We start from the raw sequence: 19,383 nt of genomic DNA on the forward strand, positions 1-19,383 counted from the left end.
TCTCATAGCGGAGACTAATTACGGAGACTCCTGTGGGAATAGCACGAGCCGAAAATCCACTTTGCAAAGTGTTTTTCTTTGCAAAGTTAGTTGAGGCTGTGCCCACGGAAAGCGAAGTAATTAGTCGAAGCGTTGGCAAACACACATAAAATATGTCAAAATAACTACTTCGTTAAACACGGTCATTACGCTGATTATATACTTTCTTACCTTTTAAGAAAAGCGCAGAGCGCCCGCTTAGCTTCCTTGTGTTACTTAAAGTGGGGATCTTACAGACGTTTAGCACTGTGACAAATACGGATTCAAAGATAATATTAAAAAGCATAATCGACCAATGATCTGGCCGCTTATGCTTTTTGGGGGTTCCATTGTTTTTTACTTTCATTCTTTTCCTTTATTCTTTTTGCTCTTAGGTAGATGAAATAATAACCTAGAAAACAGATGATTGCAGGCAAAATCCCACCATACAACACAAAAAATATGGGGTGTAGCCAGTATAAAATATAGAGACAAACACCTGAAACACCAATTACAGAAATGGTATAATGTGGAAAACCAATACTCATTATGATAGATTTTTTGATGGATGCAATAAATGTAAGATGATAATGTACACTATCCGCAAAGAAATAACTCGTAAATGCTAATAAAAACATAGTAAGAGCGAGGTAAATATAAGACAATCCGGAACCTAACTCAATCCCTGATAATTGATAATTATAAATCCAAACCAACCAAATAACAGTAATCGTTATCCCACCTACAAGACTGCGAGCATAATTTTGTTTATAAGTCTTCCAGAAATAAGATAGTAATCTATCATCCTTCTTATATAACACCCCTCTTCTTACTACCGCAAACATTGCATTAGTGGCAGGAAAGGAAATAAAGGGGAGTAAGAGTATGATAATGATAAGAAGCAAATACAGTTTATCCATACTGTTTACTGTTAATGTAGCCAGTACCATATACACGATTGGAAAATTAAAAATGACCCAAATCATATTTACCAGTAGTAATTTCATCATCCAATACGATATTTGATAAAACCTACCGATCATTCCCATCGATTCCATGATGATTTACTCCCCTTCCATTCAATCATTTATTCCCCAGCCATAATCGCTAGATTCTCTTGCCATTTTTCAGTTTGAAATTCAAGGAGTTGTTGATAACCTACATCTCGAGCCGCTGTTTCAGCTTCTGCCATAATCTGCTCGACTTCTTCATCGCTTTGTGCATAAACTGCTTTGGCACGAGCCTCCTCAAAAATTTCTCCTACACGTTGCTGGATAATCCCCTCCTCACTTTCGGGGATCGGACTTATATTTAAATATTGTGTTGCGTCATATTGTGTATCCCAAGTAATCGTATTTTGCCAATGTGTTGTCCAGTTACGATGTTCTTCAGGTAAGGTTTCTTCAAATTTAGCTTTCGCTGTATCTAAGAAATTTGAATTCCCATTCCATTGAAAATTAGCTGTATCTTCTTCCACTTTCGCTAAACCTTCAGGGTCTTCATAGTATTTTTCCGTAAATTGCGGGAATCCTTCTTCATCAAATCCATCCCAATATTCCCCCTCAGGACCAAATATGAGTGAAGCCTGCCCTTCAGGTCCTGTTAACCAATCTAAGAAAGCAAAAACTTTCTCTGGATCTTCTGCGCCTTTGGTAATAACGCTCACATTCCATCCCATCATGTTATAAGAACCTGGATAGATTTCATTTGGATCTAATCCTTTTTTATGAATCGGATGAATCATGAAATATCCTCCATCAGAATCTTCTTCCAACAGATTATAATGACCTGTTCTGGCATGGTCTGTCGGACTTGCAGAAGCGAAAACGGCTATGTTACCTGATGTGACTTTCTCAATAACCATATCCTGATCTTGCGTCAATGCATCCTGTGTAATTAATCCATCACGGAACAATTTACTAACATATTGTAAAGATTCGATATAATTCTCATCCGTAAAAATGGACGTTAACTGATCTCCGCTCTGGACCGCTACATTGTTAATGTTAGCCGGAGATTCTCCCTCGGCAAAAGCAGAATATAACACATTAATCCCTTGACCATCTATACCTGTTTCAAACGGAATAACATTTGGATAATTCTCTTTTACTAATTGTAAGTATTCATATAGATCTTCTGTAGTCTCTAATGGAGGAGATCCTAGATCTTCGTAAATTCCTTTATTTATGACATACCCTGCATTACCAAATGGGCTGGAATTATACCAGTTTGGAAATTGGTATAACTTGCCGTCATCTGAACGAAGCATATTAATACCTTCTTCACCAAACCAGTCTCTTAAATTCGTATATTTATCAAGATAAGGATCCAATGGTACAAGTGCTCCACCTTCTCGTAATCTTTCGACAGATGCTCCACGATCTGTCCAAATAAAATCAGGCAGCTCATCACCTGCAATCATCGTGGTTAATTTTTGTTCAGCATTCCCGCCGCCGTCAATCGCAGTTATATCTACTTTTTTATTCTCTTTGATCCAAGCAGTTGCTACATCATCCCCCCATCCAGGCATGGTGTACCAGTCATAATTGCCAAACATTGAAATTTCCAGTGGCTCCTCGCCTAATACAAATAAGTCATCCTCTTCACCTGCTTCGTCTGATTCGGAATCATTTGTCTCTTCTTCTACACTTTCAGTGGTGTCACTATCAGAACATCCAATAACAATTCCAACAGTTAATAATACAAGTAACAGATACCAATGAAATCTCCTTTTCCTCATACCCTTCAACCCCTTTTTAAAATTTTTATTTAAAGCACTAGCCTTAAACCAATTTCTTTGCACTACTCTTTCAATGATCCGATTAGTACCCCTTTCACAAAGTGTTTTTGAACAAACGGATAAACTAATATAATCGGAATTGTCGCTACCATCATCGTGGCCATTGATAAAGATTTCCCGGTAACTTTCGCTACATTGGACATGTGTGCTAAAGCTCCCGCATCGAGCTGACTCATTTGTGATGTTACAGTATTGGAATTCAATACTTGTCGAAGTAAAGTCTGGATTGGTATCAAGTTTTCTGAAGAAATATAAATACTAGGAAAAAACCAATCATTCCAATGGAATACAGCGGTAAACAAGGATAACGTTGCGATCACAGGTCCTGACAAAGGTAGCACAATCCGAAAGAAAATTTGCCAATTCCCACATCCATCTATCTTGGCTGATTCCTCCAGCCCTTTAGGCAGTTGTTGAAAGAAGGTACGGAAAATAATCATATTCCAAACTAACACAAGTGTTGGGATAATCATCGCCCAAAAAGAATCCATCAATCCTATCCCCCTAACAAGTAGAAAAGTGGGAATTAGACCACCACTAAAAAACATCGTTAACAAACAGAAAATCATAAAAAATTTTCTACCAATCAGTTCTTTTTTGGACAAGCCATACGCCAGAAGTGCGGTGACAAGAACAGATAGAAAAGTACCTATTACCGTCCTTAACACAGAGATCAAAAAAGCATTCAGTAATCTTTTATCCTGAAAGACGATTTGATAATTTTCCAATGTGAAATCTCGTGGCCAAAAAGTTACACCGCCTAGCATGGTGTCCTGCCCACTATTAAAGGAAATCACTAACGAATTCCAAAATGGATAGAACGTTACAAAGCCTAATAAAATTAGGAAAATATATATGCTGACTATCATGATCCGGTCACCAAATGTCGGTTTTATCATTTGTTCTTCACCTCTTCTCATTCTTTACCAAAGACTGTTGCCATTCCTACGAGCAATATAATTTGCTAAAGTTAACAAACCTACACTTATGATCGCTTTAAATAATCCAATTGCCGTCGCATAGGAATACCTTCCGCTTCCGATCCCTACCCGGTAAACATAGGTATCAATGACATCGGAAACAGACCGTAATATTGCCGAATCTCCTAAAATTAATAAATCTTCGAAACCAGCATTTAATAAATTTCCTACTTCTAAAATAAAGAAGATAATAATGATAGGCATAATAGAGGGTATTGTTATTAAAAAGATTTGCTTGAATCGACTAGCACCATCTAACGCTGCAGCTTCATAAAGTTGAGGATCCACTCCTGCAATTGCTGCAATATAAACTATCGAAGCAAAACCAATCGATTTCCATAGATTTGTAGAAACGATAATCGTCCAAAAGTATTCAGGGATTGCCAGAAAATTAATCGATTCATCAATCAACCCCGTTTTTTCTAATGCAATATTTAAACTGCCATTGTCTGTCGATAATATCGACATCGCAAATCCTGCAACAATAACCCAAGACAAAAAATGTGGCAAATAAGTGATAGTTTGCACTGTTCTTTTGAAGGCCATGTTTTTTACTTCATTTAACATAAGAGCAAGCATGATTGGTGCAGGAAAACATATCAAAATCTTCAATCCACTGATAACAAAGGTATTACGCAATATTTCCAGAAACCTTGGATCAGAAAAAAACATTTTAAAATGCTCTAGTCCAACCCATTCACTCCCCATCATTCCCTCAAATATGTCATAATTCTGAAAAGCCATTAACACACCATACATCGGTATATAGTTAAAAATAAAAATAAAGATCAGACCAGGTATTACCATCATTTGCAAGTCAAACTGACCAAAGTATCTCTTGAAAAAGCTTTTCTTCTTATTAACCTTTATACCTTTTGTGATAACCTCCGATTTCACACCCATTTGCCTCCTTATCCCATTTTTTTAAATCAAGAACGACTGTACTTACACACTCCTGGCAAAGTCATCGCATTTCTTACACATAAAAAAAAGAGAACATAAACTCCCAGACATTTCTAAGATGATTATGTTCTCGTTGATAAAATTTATTGGATAAGATAACTATACCAATTTACAGTGTGGAATGCAATCCTTTTTTGTGTTTTAGTTAAGAACGGATAAATTTATTGATTAGTTTTTCTTTTATAGGATTTTTTTACTAAATTTCTTCGTTACTATTGAATTAAACACTTGCATCCTCTATGATATAAAATGTAAGGGTTTTCTTTTCATGGTAGAAAAAGGAGGTGGAATCCGAAATTATTGAGGCTCTTACCCAATATTTTTCGCTTATATAGGTATAGACTTCTAGTATTATAATCAAGGAGGAGAAAAGATGAGTATAAAAATTAGTAATCTTAGTTTTCTAAAAGTCGCATTGATGGTTGTTGGATTATTTGGTGTGTCTTTAGCTTTCACCACGATGGTTTCTGCTCATGGATATGTTAGTAATCCCGAAAGTAGGGCTCTACTATGTGCAGATGGGGTTAATGTTGATTGTGGGGCTGTAGTTTATGAACCACAGAGCCTTGAGGGACCTGGTAACTTTCCTGAAGCAGGGGTAGCAGATGGACAGATTGCCAGTGCTGGAGGCGTCTTTCCTAAATTAGACGAACAATCTGAAAATCGTTGGGCGAAAGTTCCGATGTCAAGTGGCGCCTTTACCTTTGAATGGACATTAACTGCTGCACATGCATCATACAATTGGGATTACTATATTACAAAAGAAGGATGGGATCCTAATTCTCCGTTAGAACGATCAGATTTTGAATTATTCTGTACACATAATGATAATGGACAACGCCCTGATTTCACGACAACACATGATTGTGAAATTCCTCAAAGGTCAGGATATCATGTTATACTTGCGTATTGGGAAGTAGCTGATACAGCAAATGGTTTTTATCAAGTAATTGATGCTAACTTTGACGGGGAATTTGAGCCTGGAGATCCTGGGGAACCAGGTGAACCTGATCCGGAAAAACCTGGTGACACACCGGAATGGGATCCAAATGCTGTTTATTTAAATGGTGATCAAGTTTCTTATAATGGAAACGTTTATCAAGCAAAGTGGTGGACACAAGGAGATACTCCCGGTGAATCAGACGTATGGGAATTGGTAAGCGGGGACGCACCTGAAACGCCTGAACAGCCTGAAGTTCCAGAATGGTCCAGTACCACTGCATATAATGGTGGAGATCGTGTTTCATATCAAGGTGTCATATATGAAGCACTCTGGTGGACACAAGGTGAAACACCTAACACAAGTGACGTATGGATTGTCGTGAGTTGAGATTCAAAATACATTAAAAAATAACAAAACCTCCGAGGTATAATAAAGAATTACCCCTGTTTCAAAATATATGATACAGGGGCTTTTACACATCATAATTACCTGTTAATATAATAAATTACTTTTCTCTTATCCAAACTAACATTTCATTCTCACCTCTATTACTCCATGCGTAGTAAGGAATTGCTATTAATTCTTTTTCTATAAAGGATGGTAGAGCTGTTGTATAGAGTTGGTCTTGAATTTTTTCAGTATCTGTTTGGAAGCCTGTTCCTTTTACAATCATCAGACCATTTAAGAGGGAAGCATTAAAGTCTACTGAAAATGTTTGATTCGAATCTAGTTGGATATCTTGTAAATTTGCTCCATTATCAATTTCTTCCAGGCAATAGACGATTGGCCCACGTTGAAGTGCCACTTTACCTGCATTTTCACGTACAGCTGGATGTGATCTAACGGTTTCTACTGGCATATCTAGAAGTAATGTTACTTCATCATCTGGATGCCATTCTTTGTTAACTTTTGCATATCCTTTCACTTTTTCTACTGGATATTCCGTGCCATTAATGAACAGTTGGCTTTTTTTACACCAACTTGGAATTCTTAATGCCAATGTAAAGGATGTTGGCTTTTTCAAATCTAAACGAAAGTTAATATTTCCATCCCAAGGATAATTAGATTGTTGTTCTACGTTAACAAGCTCACCATCCATTATAAATTCAGTTTCACCACTAATATATAAATGGACATACAGTTCTTTCTGATTAGCAGAATAAATATATTGACCGAGGGAAGCTAATAATCTAGCAATGTTCGGTGGACAGCAAGCACAACCGAACCAAGGTTGTCTTGTTGTTTTAACTGAATTCATATCATGTCTACAGTTTGTTGTGTGTGGCCAAACTTCTAATGGATTCACATAGAAATAGCTTTTACCATCTAATGCAATACCACTTAACGCCCCATTATATAATACTCGTTCTAACACATCCGTATACTTAGAATCGGCCGCTATTTGCACCATACGTTGAGCCCACATGATTAGTGCAACCGAAGCACATGTTTCGGTATATGCTCTATCATTTGGTAAATCATAATCGACCGTAAATCTTTCTTGATGTGCAGATGAACCAATCCCACCAGTTACATACATTCTCTTATTAACGGTATTCTCCCAAAGGGCGTGACAAACCTCCAATAGTTCTTCGTCTTCTAATTCGCTTGCCAAATCGACCATACCACTATATAAATAGGTGGCACGAACCGAATGCCCTTCAGCTGTTCGTTGCTCTCTAATTGGTAAATGAGCTTGATAATAACTATAATCATTTTCAGGCTTTTCGCCACGATTTTTAGTTTCTTCATCAAAGAAATGATGTGGAGTTCTTCTGCCTCTTTCCTCGATAAAAAACTTACACAAATTGATATACGCCTCTTTGCCAGTTATCCTATATAATTTCATCAAAGCAAGCTCAATTTCAGGATGTCCTGGATATCCAGCAAGCTTTCCATCATCTTCTCCAATTACCTCTGTAATATGCTCAATTGCTTTATTGACGATCTGTATAATTTGGTCTTTTCCTGTTGCTTCATAATAGGCTACTGCCGCCTCAATTAAATGACCAATACAATACAATTCATGATCATCTTTTAAATTCGTCCATTTTTTATCTGGATGATTAACACTAAAATAGGTGTTGAGGTAACCATTTTCTTCTTGTGCTTCTTCAATTAATTGGATAACTTCATCCATAATCTCCTCCCATTTGTTACTTTTCTCCATATGAAGGGTGTATGCTACTGTTTCCATCCATTTGTACAAATCACTATCTTGAAAAACCATGCCATAATGCTTACCATTTGATCTACCAGCTGCTATTTCAAAATTTTTGACCGTTCGGCTCGGTTCAGCTCCAGGTATCCGGTCATTTAAAGCATTCCACTGATATGGAATGATGGAATCTTTTACAAGGTTTTGCCATGGACTCCAAAATGCATCCTTAATCTTCACTTGCGAAAGCTGAATTGGTGTCATCTTATTCATCGTTTATTCCTCCTCGTGTATGTTATAGATTAATAATTTTCCACCCCTGATCATGCTCTCTTTCGATAACGATCCGTGAAAAATCTTGATTATCTTGTTTGTATACATCCGCTATTCCCATTCGGTAAAACTTATATTCTTTTGGGTATGCTGCATGACTTTCAATAATCAATTGACCGTTCTTTTCGATAATAATTCCATTTACACAATGCACCGTGCCATTTTCTTGATAGACATATGTTGTTGTACCAAATCCTTTTAAATACGCTACTAACTCTTCTCCCATATCCCAATCGTCACCTGTTGCATTTCCAGCAAACAGTTCCGGATCATCTTCAAGAAATACAGATTGTCCAAAACGATTATGGGATAAGGATGGCTTATTAATATTGGGGTAGGCAACACTATAAGTCGAAGCTGCTTCCCCCTCTTTTAGCTCATTTAAAGTGGCACTTGCATTCCAGTCATAACAATAGAGGACAGCCATCATCGATCGGTAAGCTGCATGCAGATAAGCTGTTTTTTTACTTTTTTCAAAGAGGACGAGAGCTGAATGGGATACAAGCCCTCCCCATAAGGAATGAATCATATAAGATAATGCTTCCCACCAACGATCTGGATTTTGATTTCGAAAATCGTTACTTATACCAATATTCGCCAATATTAATTCACCATACTTCTCCGCAGCTTCTATCTCCCCATATATTGCTAATGATTCACTGGTTGGACCAAATCCCGCATTATCGAAGTGATGCTCTGTTATTGCTGATTGATAGGAGCCCACATTATTTACCAACCTCAAACAGAAACTTTGCCATAGTTCTTGTAGCCGATTCCAGTATTTCACCTTTTTTTGTTTTGCTAGTTCCGCTAATAAATCTTTTATAAATAGGTTAAAGACACCATTCATTTCTGTCTCATTTTTTTCTCGTTCACTTTGATGTAAATTCTTATCAAAACGAAGTATCATTACCTCGGCCGCCCACTCCAAATAAACATTGGGTTGATGAATTTTTAAAAATGTTGGATTGACTTTTGACAATAAGAAGAAAACATGTGCAATATAGTCAAAATCTAATGTACGATAAAAATCACCATGTATTTTCAATGGACTAGTTAAGTCACCATTTTTAAACCATTTATTTTTTATATAAAATACTGCACTTTTTTCCACTTTTTCTATTTGCTTCGGCTTAACTTCCGCTATCAAATTTTTTTGTAACAAAAAACATAACTTACCAAGTGACTCTCCTTGATTGGATATAGGTTTAAACCCAAAAGCGTTTTCATCAGTCTCTTCTTCAATAAAAGCATTTCGCTCTAAATAATTCGCTCGTGCTTCGATAAGACGATGTATGGGATTCATTACATTAAAAACAACGAAATCTATTTTTTCATTATCTAAAATTACCTCTAATTTATGCTCTCCCAAATCTTGCATCAAATATTGTATTTGATACTTATTTTCCGATAATTTCTTTAAATAATTAGTGATATCGATCGTCTTATCATAAAGCTTTAATACAAGCTGATGAATTGTAGTATTGCTAGGTAGCACCACTTCACCAATAAAATGTCTATCCTTCAATACAACCGGTGGATATTGAATAAGCGGTCGATCGCAATCTAAAAGGGTTTGCTGATATTCTTCAGCATGATCAAAAGCCGCAAATCGATATAACCAAGACTGCTTATTTGCAGCTGGAACGATAATACTTTGACCTAAACTGTCATAAATCCAATCACCTTGTTCTTTAGTTTCACTCGATTCTGCTAATATAAGCTGGTGAAACAAGGCTCCATCTAATGAAGGCGATACTTGCTCACGAAATCTATTCGTATATCGACAGAAAGTTCCGATATTTATCGTCTTGCCTTCTAAATTCAAAATAGCTAAATCGGGTCCATTGTTATCTCTCTTTTTGGCAATCAATCTAGTATAATCGTTTGAAATATGCGGGAATATCGCACAAGACTGCTGCATATTCCGATGTACATCTGTATCTCGAAACATAATATAAGAAAGAGCACACCACACTTTAAAATGATCAATCACTAATTCCTTTTCATTATGGTTGATAACTTGTATATGCCAATCAAAATAACTATTATCAGTTGCTGTATAAATATATTCTATAGTGAATCCAGCTTCTAAAAAGTCAAAATCCACCTTTAGTTGTTGCTTTGTCACATCTACTCTTGGTTCTATCCCCTGATTATCAAAAGTTTGGTTATTTATCTCAATCGAAAAATTCCCAAACAATTTCTGATAGTCCGGGTAATTATGCTCTTTTAAATAACTTTGATTGATAACCCAATTCATATGTGACTTGTCTTGATTAACAGAAAGAGAATCAACCAATCCTTTGTCGTTTACTAATGCTGTGAACACTTGGTTCGTTAACTTATACATATATTATCCCCCAACGTACATTTATATTGTTGTCTTTATTCTTTGATCGCCCCTGCCGTTAGTCCACTTATAATATACTTTTGCAGGATAACGGAAATTAACACAATAGGAATCGTTGCAACAATCGCGGCTGCTGTCATCTGACCCCAGTTTAATGAGTGCACACCTTGAAATTGAGAGATTGCAACCGGAACCGTTCGAGCACTATCTGAAGATGTAAATATTAACGCAAATAAAAATTCATTCCAGGATAATGTGAAGGCGATAATCCCAACGGTGATAATCCCTGGAATAGATAATGGTAAAACAATTTTCCAAATTAGCTTTGGAATACTGCAACCATCCATAATCGCCACTTCTTCTATAGCACTTGGTATCGTTCGGAAAAATCCAGTTAAAATCCAAACAACTAATGGTGTGAAGTAAGCAATGTAAGGTAAAATTAAAGCAAAGTACGTATCTATCGCACCAATACTTCGCAAAAAGCTAAACAGTGGACTGATAATAAAAATACCTGGAAAAATAGTCATAAACAATACAAGCATGAACAATCCGTTTTTCATTCGAAACTGTAGCCTTGCAAAAGCATAGGCGGCGGGTACACCAATAACTATACACATTATCGCTGTCACACTTGAAATCACTACACTATTCCATATATTTTTCAAAAAACCACTTTCTAATAATACTTGCAGATAATTTTCCAAAAAAAGTGTTTCAGGGAAAATCTTTACGTTATAGATTTCATTTTGTTGTTTTAAAGAGGTTAGGATCGTCCATAGGTAAGGAATTGTATTGATCAATATAATAGTCACTAATCCAATCCAAAACCAAACTTTTAACTTTTTATTCATCAGGAGTACCTCCTATTAGTTATACTGCTTATTCATGCTTCTTGTATAGAAGTAGATTAATATACCTACTAAAATTACCCCAATAACTGCCATAGCACCACCAAGACCGAAGTCTAGATATTGGAAAAATACTTTGTAATTGTAAAGGGTAAAGATTTCTGTCGATTCTCCAGGTCCTCCACCAGTCATGACATAGATAATATCGATAACATTGATCGTCTGTAGGGTAGTAAAGATAAGTCCCATGGCAATAAAAGGTCTTATCAATGGTAATGTAATATGATAATACTTTTTCCAAGCACCTGCTCCATCTATATCTGCACTCTCATATAATTCTCTAGATATTGTCTGTAACCCAGATACAATGATTAGAGTTAACAAAGGTGTTGTCTTCCACACATTTGTAATTACTACACTTATCATGGCATGGTCCGATGAAACGAGCCACGGAATATTTCGTTCGATGATCCCAATCCCTTCCAAGACATAGTTGATAATCCCGAAATCTGTTTCAAACATAAATTTCCAAGACTGTGCTGCAACGACTGGAGCAACGGCCCACGGTAATAAGATGGAAGCGCGGAATAATGAACGACCCTTAAACGCTTGGTTGGCAATTTGTGCGGTAATTAAACCTAGTATTAACATCCCTATAACACTACCAATAATATAGATTAAACTGGTTAGTAAAGAAGATACAAAACGGTCATCCTGCAAAATTTCAAAATAGTTACTTAAACCAACAAAAGTTGCCTGTGCATCAGGATCTGTTAATCTATATGATTGAAAGCTGTATATGATAGTCGTAATAAGCGGAATAAACACAATAATAATAATCATGGTAAATACAGGTAATAACAACATATAAGGTAAGAATCTATATCTCATGATTTACACTCCTTATAACAGGTACCGAGTGACACCCGATACCTGTTATTCTTATTATTCAAGCTCCTCAAGCTCCGTTGCTAATTGGTTTAGAGCTTCTTCCGGTGTTAAATCTCCTGATAACGCCTGATGAATATAGGACTGCGCAATATCAGATATTTTAGAGTATTGTGGATGTGATGGCCTTACTGAAGCATGTTCAAATACATCTAAATACTCTTCTAATTGAGGATTTGCTTCTAATACTTCTGGATCCTCATATAGTTTTACTCGAGTTCCTACTTGACCACCGCCAAGCAACATTTCTTTCTGATTTTCAAAGGATGTGAACCATTTGATGACTTCCCATGCTGTTTCTTTATCACTAGCATTTTTGGATATAGCGAAGTTCCAACCTCCGACAGAATTGGCTTTTTGCCCACCTTCAAATGCAAAATTACTAGCTACCCACGTTTTATCTTTTACCGGGGAGTCATCAGATTGGTTCTCAGAATACACATAACCCCAGTTTGGATGAAATAATACTTGTCCTTGAGTAAATGGAATTCTGGCATCCTCTGGTGTTGAATTACCAATTGCTGAAGGGGATACCACTTCATATTCCTCTATCATATCGACCATAAACTGAAGTGCTTCCACTGCCTCCGGACTATTAATCGTGACATTGCCATCTTCGTCGAAAAAATCGCCATTATTAGCATGTAAAAATTCAGTAAAGCTGACAATAAGTTGTTCAGCGCGTCCCCAGTGCATACTGAATCCTTGAATACCTTCCTCTTCTTGAATCGTTTGTGCAACCTCTACAGCCTCTTCATACGTTTCAGGTACTTTCAAATCATACTTTTCTAACAAATCCTTGCGATACCATAATGGATGTAAGTCATTAAACCATGGAACCGCCCATACATGTCCATCATACGTCATGGCATCAACTTGTCTTTCAATAAATTCTGATTGCATTTCTTCTGTAAACAAATCATCTAATGGCTCTATCCATCCTGCTTCTGCAAATTCAGCAGTCCATACGACATCCATATTCACAATGTCAAGATTTTCAGAGCCAGCCGACAATTGCGTTACAGTTTGATCATGCATTTGTGATGCGTCATTCGACATCTCTACAAATTCTACTTGTATATCATCATGTTCTTCATTAAATCTTTGACGTGCTTCCTCCATCATTCCATTAGGATCAGATTCTAGTTTTGCCATATGGATGGTTTGTACATCCGCATTATTTTCGTTTTCAGCTTCATTTTGTTCCTCATCCGCATTTTCATTACTACAAGCGACTAAAAATACTATTACAATTACTACAACAAAAAGTGAGAAACGTTTTTTAAAATAATTTTTCATAGTTAATTTTCCTCCTTTAATTTTGTACTCATGACTTTGAACAAAGGAAAAGCTCCAACATCACATAATTTGCAAACACCACCCCCTCGAATTAAACGTTTTCATTTTAGGTTAAACGTTTAATCTAAAATTAGTGTTTAAACGCTCTCGCGTTTAACTAATTTACAATTTAATCTAATTTTATTAGACAAGATTCTTTCTCCTCTTATTTTTTTTATTAATAATTTAATGGATTGCTGCCCCATCTCATTTAATGGTAGACTCACCGTAGTTAATTTAGGTGTTAAATACTGGCTGATCTCTCGATTATCAAAACCTATAACCGCTAAATCACCAGGAACGTCTATTCCTAATTCACTTGCTGCCTTTAATACACCACCTGCCATTAAGTCATTCATGGCTAATATAGCACTAGGTTTATGGTTAGTCTGTAATAAAACATGGCCTTGTTGATAACCAGAATTAAATTCCCAATCCCCATTAGTAATCCAATCTGGATTCCATTCTATTTGATTTTCTTGGAATGCTTTTTTAAAACCTTTTAATCGTTCAATAGTTGATTCAGAATTTTTAAATCCTGTAATTAGTCCAATATCTTTAATTCCTTCGTCGATTAGATAGTCCGTTGCATAAAAAGCCGCACTAAAGTCGTTATAATTGACCGATAAATCTTTTGGATTAGATGTATCACAATAAGTATATACAACAGGTATAGATGAATCTGGCAGTATCCCTTTTACATCACGTGAATGAATCCCAATATAGATAATCCCTTCAACTTGACTTGCTAATAAAACTTTAAACATTGGTGCTGCTTCTTGTTTACATATTTCGGAATCGGGATATTGCACACCGGTTTTTTTCTTCATACGTAAGTTCATTAGTAATATAGAATATCCATGATCTTCCGCAAAAGAATTTATTCCATCAATTATTTCTGGTGCATTAAAAACAGACAAGTCTTCGACAATAACACCAATCGTTTGAGATTTATTCATTTTTAAGCTTTTGGCCATTCGATTAGGAGCATAATTAAATTCTTCAGCTATTTGCAAGATTTTCTTTTTAGTTTCTTCACCTACTCGACCTCTATTATTGAGAACATTTGAAACAGTAGCAACAGAAACATTTGCCTTCTGAGCGATTTTTTTTAAACTAGCCATTTTTTCACCACTTTGATAAAACGTTTAATCTTTATAAGAAAATTAACATGAATTCGCTTTCCTTGTCAATAAATATTAGAAAATTAATCCTATTTCTTATCCTTTACTACCTTTCTTTCCGTTTTGCAGACTGAACAAAAAAATATTGTATATAAAAAAGTAGTTCAGTAAGGAGTACAAATTGCCTGCACTCCAGAACTAAACTATTTAAAGTGTCTTCATTTGTTTCAACACAGGCACACCATCAATCGGTACCGCTCCAATCGTTTTCTTATAAAACTCCACGGGACCAGCATCACCTATGATTGCATACGCGTAACCTTTAGCTCGTAATTGAAACAAGCTAGCCAACAACAACTGATAACCAATTCCTTGCCCTCTTGCACTTTCCTTCATTCCGGTAGGGCCAAAAAAGTTTCGAAATGTCGTATCATAACAGGCAAAACCTAATATATCTTTATCTTGGACTGCGATTAAACAGTTAGCAGGTACCTTTGCGCAAGCGACTTCACATTCACTTACCCAGTTTTCAGAAAAATGCTCTCGAACCCAATCCATCACTTTATGTTTTTCTGGTGGTAAAACCGTTCGAATTTGATAGTTTTGCGTCGTATCAAGTGAATCTTCGGATAATGAATATAAATTGACTAACATATCTGTCATTCTCACAGCCTCCTTAAAAACTTTAAACAAGTCGGTTTAATCATTTCATATTGATCAGGTACCGGTTGTAATGTACCATCTGAGGTAATTTTTAGTACTGTGATCATGTCACTATGCTCATTAGCAACCAACATAAATGCACCATCAGGCGTTACAGCAAAATTTCGTGGCCAACACCCTAGTGTTGATACCTCATCATGAAAGGTTAGCACGCCATCGGTAAACACTTGAAAAACGGTAATAGAATCTCTTCCCCTATTCGATACATATAGGAAATGCTCATCTGGCGAAAAGTGTATATCCGCACAATAATTATCTATCTCTTCGTCTTGAGGAATAGTAGCAATTTCCTGAATAAGCTCCATCTCTAACTTCTCTTGATTAAAGCGGTAGACTGAAACAGTAGAACTGAATTCATTTGCAATATAAATGAATTGCCGATTCTGAGAAACAACTAGATGCCGTGGTCCCTTACCTTGTCCTAAATCAAATGAATGAACATGATGTAAGCTTAGTTGATTGCGAATTATTTGAAATAGTGACAAGGTATTCTGACCTAAATCCGTAACTAAAAAAGTATTCTGATCACCTAATGGATAACAAGTATGTGGGTGTGAATGCTTACCTTGCTGAACCATCGGCAGTTTAATTGCATCACTACACGTTTCTATTGAACCATCCTCTTTTAGTGGGTGTAACGAAATATTCCCTTCCCCATAATTTGCGATTAATAAAAATTCCCCTTCTTCATCGGCATGGACATAACAAGGCCCTGATCCTTTTGTAAACTGTCTACCAAGTTCAATGAACTGCGAATCAAGCTGAAAACCCGCTACTTCTCCCTTATCCACCTCACTGACAGCATAAATGATGTCTAAATAAGGGTGAGGCGCTAAAAAAGAAGGGGAAGTAATCCCCTTTATCGTAGACTGCTTTTCAAATGAATGTGTTTTTGAATTGTAAGTTACCAAATGTATCGCTTCCTCCACTTCTTGCCCATATCCTCCAGCAAACATTTTATAGCTACTCATTTGAATGGATCTCAGTCCTTTCGAAAATTGATTAATAGATTGGTAATACGTGAAAAAACACATTTGGAGATGCCATCCGATAATAATAACTGGACCAGCCTAAACCGGTTGTTTTATCTAGATTAGCATTAAACGGTAGACGATCTTGTTCTAGTTCCTCAATCCTTTCTATCTCACCATTCAAATAGTCCATAATTCGTTCTATTGCGGTTTCTAAACGAGCAATAAGTCCACCATAACGAATATCGATCACTTCCCAGCCAAAAGGCTTATTAATGGTCAACCATTGCTTTTTATGTGCATTTCGCAAAACTTTAACCTTATCTATAATTTCAGGTAAGTCTACATCAGCTATTCGCCGTAAGGTCTCTACCTGTTGATCATCATACGTTGTTTTTAGCTTTATACCGATAGCAGCCTTTTGTGCTAATACTGCCGACAATTTCTCTGGTACTTCAAAAATAAAGTCAAGCTCTAAACGTGGGTCTCGTGACTGTTTTATCTTATTCTCCAATTGTTGATAATGAAGAGAAACGTCATGTTCCATCCCTTCTATATGTTTATCAAATAAGCCGAGAAGTACGTCTTGCCATAACAAAAATTTCGATGGATTTGTTTGGTCCAAGTTTCCTTTTACCACTCCCGGAATGGCATCTAAATCATTTAATTGTAAAAAGGTCTTCGCATCTAAACCAGTACAAAATTTAGTACGGGCATACCAATGTTCCTTATCAACAGTAGTTTGGAATTGATGTTCTGCATATAATTGTAAGCCAAGCATCGCCGAATAATAGTTATTTTCGTAACCGTCATCCCCCCATAAAGTAACAAAAACATCTTCTATACCTTCTTGCTTACATACCGATAGAGCCGCTTCACTTGTTTTTAATGATAGTCCATAATTCGTTGCGAAGGTATTCCAAACCCAAATACCACCAGCAAACGCAGGTGTTTGTCCCAATTGTTTATGTTTAGCAATCAACGCCTGATAATCTTCTTGTTCCGTATGATAGTAATCCCAATACATCAGCTTGATATTGTCAGGTATTTTATTTTTCATAACCTCTGAAATTTCCGTTGACATATCATACTGATCATCCCCAGAATTAGAAGCTAGCTTTAAAAACATGTCACTCCACATCATGACATCAAGCTCTAGTTTATCTGTTATTTCTTTTACCTGTCGTAAATGATCTGTCATCAAATCTATACGATCTTTATAGCCAAATTTATTTAAATAGATCCCTCTTCCTGATTCTTCGGCTTCATCCATTCCAATATGAATACGTTTAGTTCGGAAAGGTTGAGCAGCAGCGGTAATCATTTTTCGTAAAAATTCATATGTTGCTTCCTGTTCCACTAACAAAACACCTCTGGTATCCTTAAGGTGTGCTGCTGCATCCCACTTCAAAAACTCTTCTAAGTGTGCAAGTGTTTGGATACAAGGAATCAGCTCGATTCCAAATTGAAACGCATAATCATCAAGCTCTTGCAATTCTTGTTGTGTATAACGTCCTCGCATATATCCAAAGTAAGGAAAGTCTTTAACTTCATACGTATCTTCCATGTAAAGCATTGCAGCGTTAAATCCCATTAATGCCATTTTTCGAAGCATACCTTTGAATTGATCTACTCGGATCACGGCATTTCTAGACAGGTCAAACATCGGACCAATTGTTTGAAAATGTGGTGTTTCTTTCATCATAAACGTTGCTTGTTCTTCACTGTATTGGACAAATAAACCAATTGCTCTATAGACGTGATAGGCTTGACTATAAGAAATAAACCCTTCACCATTTCTGAACTCAACAACAGTCTCCTTACTATCACTCTTCTCTATTGTTAATGGGATACCGTCTTCATGGAGGGTAATATTAATTTCCTTCTGTAATTCTTCAATACCAGGTAAAAATGAATGAAATTCTCCTTGTAATAAAATATACAAATGGATCACCCTTTCTTTTTTGATTGTCTCTCAATCGTTACCCTTTTACTGCTCCAGATGTTGCTCCTTTTTCAAATGTTTTTTGAGCTACAAGATAGAAAATCAGTACAGGAATTACTGTCATCGCAATCGCCGCAGTCATTAAACCGTAATCTGTACCATATTGTGAACTAACATTAGATAATAGCACTACGATTGGTGCTACGCTTTCGTGTGATACTAATACTAATGAGGAGAATAAATCGTTATATGACCAAAGGAATACAAATATACCCACTGTTGCGAAAGAAGGTAATGATATCGGTAAGAATACTCTAGTAAACATTTTGAATCGACCGCAGCCATCCATTACAGATGCCTCTTCCAATTCCTTGGGGATAGTCGCCATATAACCACTGATAACCAAGATAGCAAAAGGCAAATTACCCGCAGTATGAGGAATAATCAGCGCAAGGTATGTATTGACGAGATCCATTTGAATCATCATCCGGTATACAGGAACAATCGTAGCAAATGCTGGGATTAATAAACTTGCGATTAACAACGCTTGCAATACCCCTCTTAACTTAAATTGCATTCGTGCCATTGCAAAAGCTGCTAATCCACCAATAAACAATACAAGTAGTACAACAGATCCAGATATAATAAAACTGTTCATATAACTCTTTCCAATGTTAACCGTTTCAAACGCATTTACATAATTTTGCATCGTTGGGTCAGTTGGCATTTTAAATGTATCCGTAATAATCTCACGGGATTCCTTAAAAGAATTCAAGAATACCCATGCTAAAGGAAAAATGGTAGTCATTGACCATAAAGTAAGTATGACGTAAATAAAAATTTTTCCTATTTTTGATTGAGTAAAATATCTTTCTTGAAACCTTTCCCAAAATGTTAAACGGTCTTCAGTATAAGAATGCAATGGCAAACACCTC

At 36.3% G+C, this 19,383-nt stretch carries 15 protein-coding genes; 1 reads left to right on the top strand and 14 read right to left on the bottom strand.

What is annotated here, in order from left to right; all coding sequences use genetic code 11:
• Positions 1-347 precede the first annotated feature (347 nt).
• The 4 genes from J5J03_RS11855 to J5J03_RS11870 form a co-directional block, all read right to left on the bottom strand.
• A complete protein-coding gene (locus tag J5J03_RS11855) occupies positions 348-1,076 on the bottom strand; it encodes a YesL family protein (protein WP_208589766.1) in 729 nt (242 codons plus the stop codon).
• 29 nt (positions 1,077-1,105) lie between these two features.
• Complete coding sequence (locus J5J03_RS11860; RefSeq protein ID WP_208589768.1) at positions 1,106-2,758, bottom strand: extracellular solute-binding protein; 1,653 nt, start codon at positions 2,756-2,758, stop codon at positions 1,106-1,108.
• A gap of 62 nt (positions 2,759-2,820) precedes the next feature.
• A complete protein-coding gene (locus J5J03_RS11865) occupies positions 2,821-3,717 on the bottom strand; it encodes a carbohydrate ABC transporter permease (protein WP_018933928.1) in 897 nt (298 codons plus the stop codon).
• Between the two features lie 24 nt (positions 3,718-3,741).
• Positions 3,742-4,701: an ABC transporter permease gene (locus tag J5J03_RS11870; RefSeq protein ID WP_208589770.1), complete on the bottom strand. Its 960-nt coding sequence runs from the start codon at positions 4,699-4,701 to the stop codon at positions 3,742-3,744.
• Between the two features lie 433 nt (positions 4,702-5,134).
• Between J5J03_RS11870 and J5J03_RS11875 the strand changes: the two genes are divergently transcribed.
• Positions 5,135-6,091, top strand: a complete 957-nt coding sequence (locus J5J03_RS11875) for a lytic polysaccharide monooxygenase (RefSeq protein ID WP_208589772.1) — start codon at positions 5,135-5,137, stop codon at positions 6,089-6,091.
• A 118-nt stretch (positions 6,092-6,209) separates the two neighbouring features.
• On the opposite strand, the gene J5J03_RS11880 is transcribed toward J5J03_RS11875, so the two are convergent.
• The 10 genes from J5J03_RS11880 to J5J03_RS11925 form a co-directional block, all read right to left on the bottom strand.
• Complete coding sequence (locus tag J5J03_RS11880; protein ID WP_208589775.1) at positions 6,210-8,135, bottom strand: glycoside hydrolase family 127 protein; 1,926 nt, start codon at positions 8,133-8,135, stop codon at positions 6,210-6,212.
• Between the two features lie 22 nt (positions 8,136-8,157).
• Entirely contained in the window at positions 8,158-10,548 is a 2,391-nt protein-coding gene (locus J5J03_RS11885; protein ID WP_208589776.1) for a hypothetical protein, read from the bottom strand.
• A 35-nt stretch (positions 10,549-10,583) separates the two neighbouring features.
• Positions 10,584-11,402, bottom strand: coding sequence for a carbohydrate ABC transporter permease (locus tag J5J03_RS11890; RefSeq protein WP_208589777.1), 819 nt, complete (start codon positions 11,400-11,402; stop codon positions 10,584-10,586).
• Positions 11,403-11,417: 15 nt separating this feature from the next.
• On the bottom strand, positions 11,418-12,290 hold the full coding sequence (locus J5J03_RS11895) for a carbohydrate ABC transporter permease (RefSeq protein WP_208589778.1): 873 nt from the start codon (positions 12,288-12,290) through the stop codon (positions 11,418-11,420).
• Positions 12,291-12,344: 54 nt separating this feature from the next.
• Entirely contained in the window at positions 12,345-13,646 is a 1,302-nt protein-coding gene (locus J5J03_RS11900; RefSeq protein ID WP_208589779.1) for an ABC transporter substrate-binding protein, read from the bottom strand.
• 137 nt (positions 13,647-13,783) lie between these two features.
• Positions 13,784-14,809, bottom strand: a complete 1,026-nt coding sequence (locus J5J03_RS11905) for a LacI family DNA-binding transcriptional regulator (protein ID WP_208589780.1) — start codon at positions 14,807-14,809, stop codon at positions 13,784-13,786.
• A 207-nt stretch (positions 14,810-15,016) separates the two neighbouring features.
• Complete coding sequence (locus J5J03_RS11910) at positions 15,017-15,472, bottom strand: GNAT family N-acetyltransferase (protein WP_208589782.1); 456 nt, start codon at positions 15,470-15,472, stop codon at positions 15,017-15,019.
• Positions 15,473-15,474: 2 nt separating this feature from the next.
• Positions 15,475-16,503, bottom strand: coding sequence for a lactonase family protein (locus tag J5J03_RS11915; protein WP_208589784.1), 1,029 nt, complete (start codon positions 16,501-16,503; stop codon positions 15,475-15,477).
• Between the two features lie 31 nt (positions 16,504-16,534).
• Complete coding sequence (locus tag J5J03_RS11920) at positions 16,535-18,448, bottom strand: beta-N-acetylhexosaminidase (protein WP_208589785.1); 1,914 nt, start codon at positions 18,446-18,448, stop codon at positions 16,535-16,537.
• 37 nt (positions 18,449-18,485) lie between these two features.
• Entirely contained in the window at positions 18,486-19,370 is an 885-nt protein-coding gene (locus J5J03_RS11925; RefSeq protein ID WP_208589786.1) for a carbohydrate ABC transporter permease, read from the bottom strand.
• Positions 19,371-19,383: the final 13 nt, after the last annotated feature.

The organism is Gracilibacillus suaedae, assembly GCF_017599345.1.
In the GTDB taxonomy this organism is placed as follows: Bacteria; Bacillota; Bacilli; order Bacillales; family Amphibacillaceae; genus Gracilibacillus; species Gracilibacillus suaedae.

Coding starts and splice junctions, on each gene's coding strand:
- J5J03_RS11855 (WP_208589766.1), bottom strand. CDS start 1,076: ATGGAATCGATGGGAATGATCGGTAGGTTTTATCAAATATCGTATTGG.
- J5J03_RS11860 (WP_208589768.1), bottom strand. CDS start 2,758: ATGAGGAAAAGGAGATTTCATTGGTATCTGTTACTTGTATTATTAACT.
- J5J03_RS11865 (WP_018933928.1), bottom strand. CDS start 3,717: ATGATAAAACCGACATTTGGTGACCGGATCATGATAGTCAGCATATAT.
- J5J03_RS11870 (WP_208589770.1), bottom strand. CDS start 4,701: ATGGGTGTGAAATCGGAGGTTATCACAAAAGGTATAAAGGTTAATAAG.
- J5J03_RS11875 (WP_208589772.1), top strand. CDS start 5,135: ATGAGTATAAAAATTAGTAATCTTAGTTTTCTAAAAGTCGCATTGATG.
- J5J03_RS11880 (WP_208589775.1), bottom strand. CDS start 8,135: ATGAATAAGATGACACCAATTCAGCTTTCGCAAGTGAAGATTAAGGAT.
- J5J03_RS11885 (WP_208589776.1), bottom strand. CDS start 10,548: ATGTATAAGTTAACGAACCAAGTGTTCACAGCATTAGTAAACGACAAA.
- J5J03_RS11890 (WP_208589777.1), bottom strand. CDS start 11,402: ATGAATAAAAAGTTAAAAGTTTGGTTTTGGATTGGATTAGTGACTATT.
- J5J03_RS11895 (WP_208589778.1), bottom strand. CDS start 12,290: ATGAGATATAGATTCTTACCTTATATGTTGTTATTACCTGTATTTACC.
- J5J03_RS11900 (WP_208589779.1), bottom strand. CDS start 13,646: ATGAAAAATTATTTTAAAAAACGTTTCTCACTTTTTGTTGTAGTAATT.
- J5J03_RS11905 (WP_208589780.1), bottom strand. CDS start 14,809: ATGGCTAGTTTAAAAAAAATCGCTCAGAAGGCAAATGTTTCTGTTGCT.
- J5J03_RS11910 (WP_208589782.1), bottom strand. CDS start 15,472: ATGACAGATATGTTAGTCAATTTATATTCATTATCCGAAGATTCACTT.
- J5J03_RS11915 (WP_208589784.1), bottom strand. CDS start 16,503: ATGAGTAGCTATAAAATGTTTGCTGGAGGATATGGGCAAGAAGTGGAG.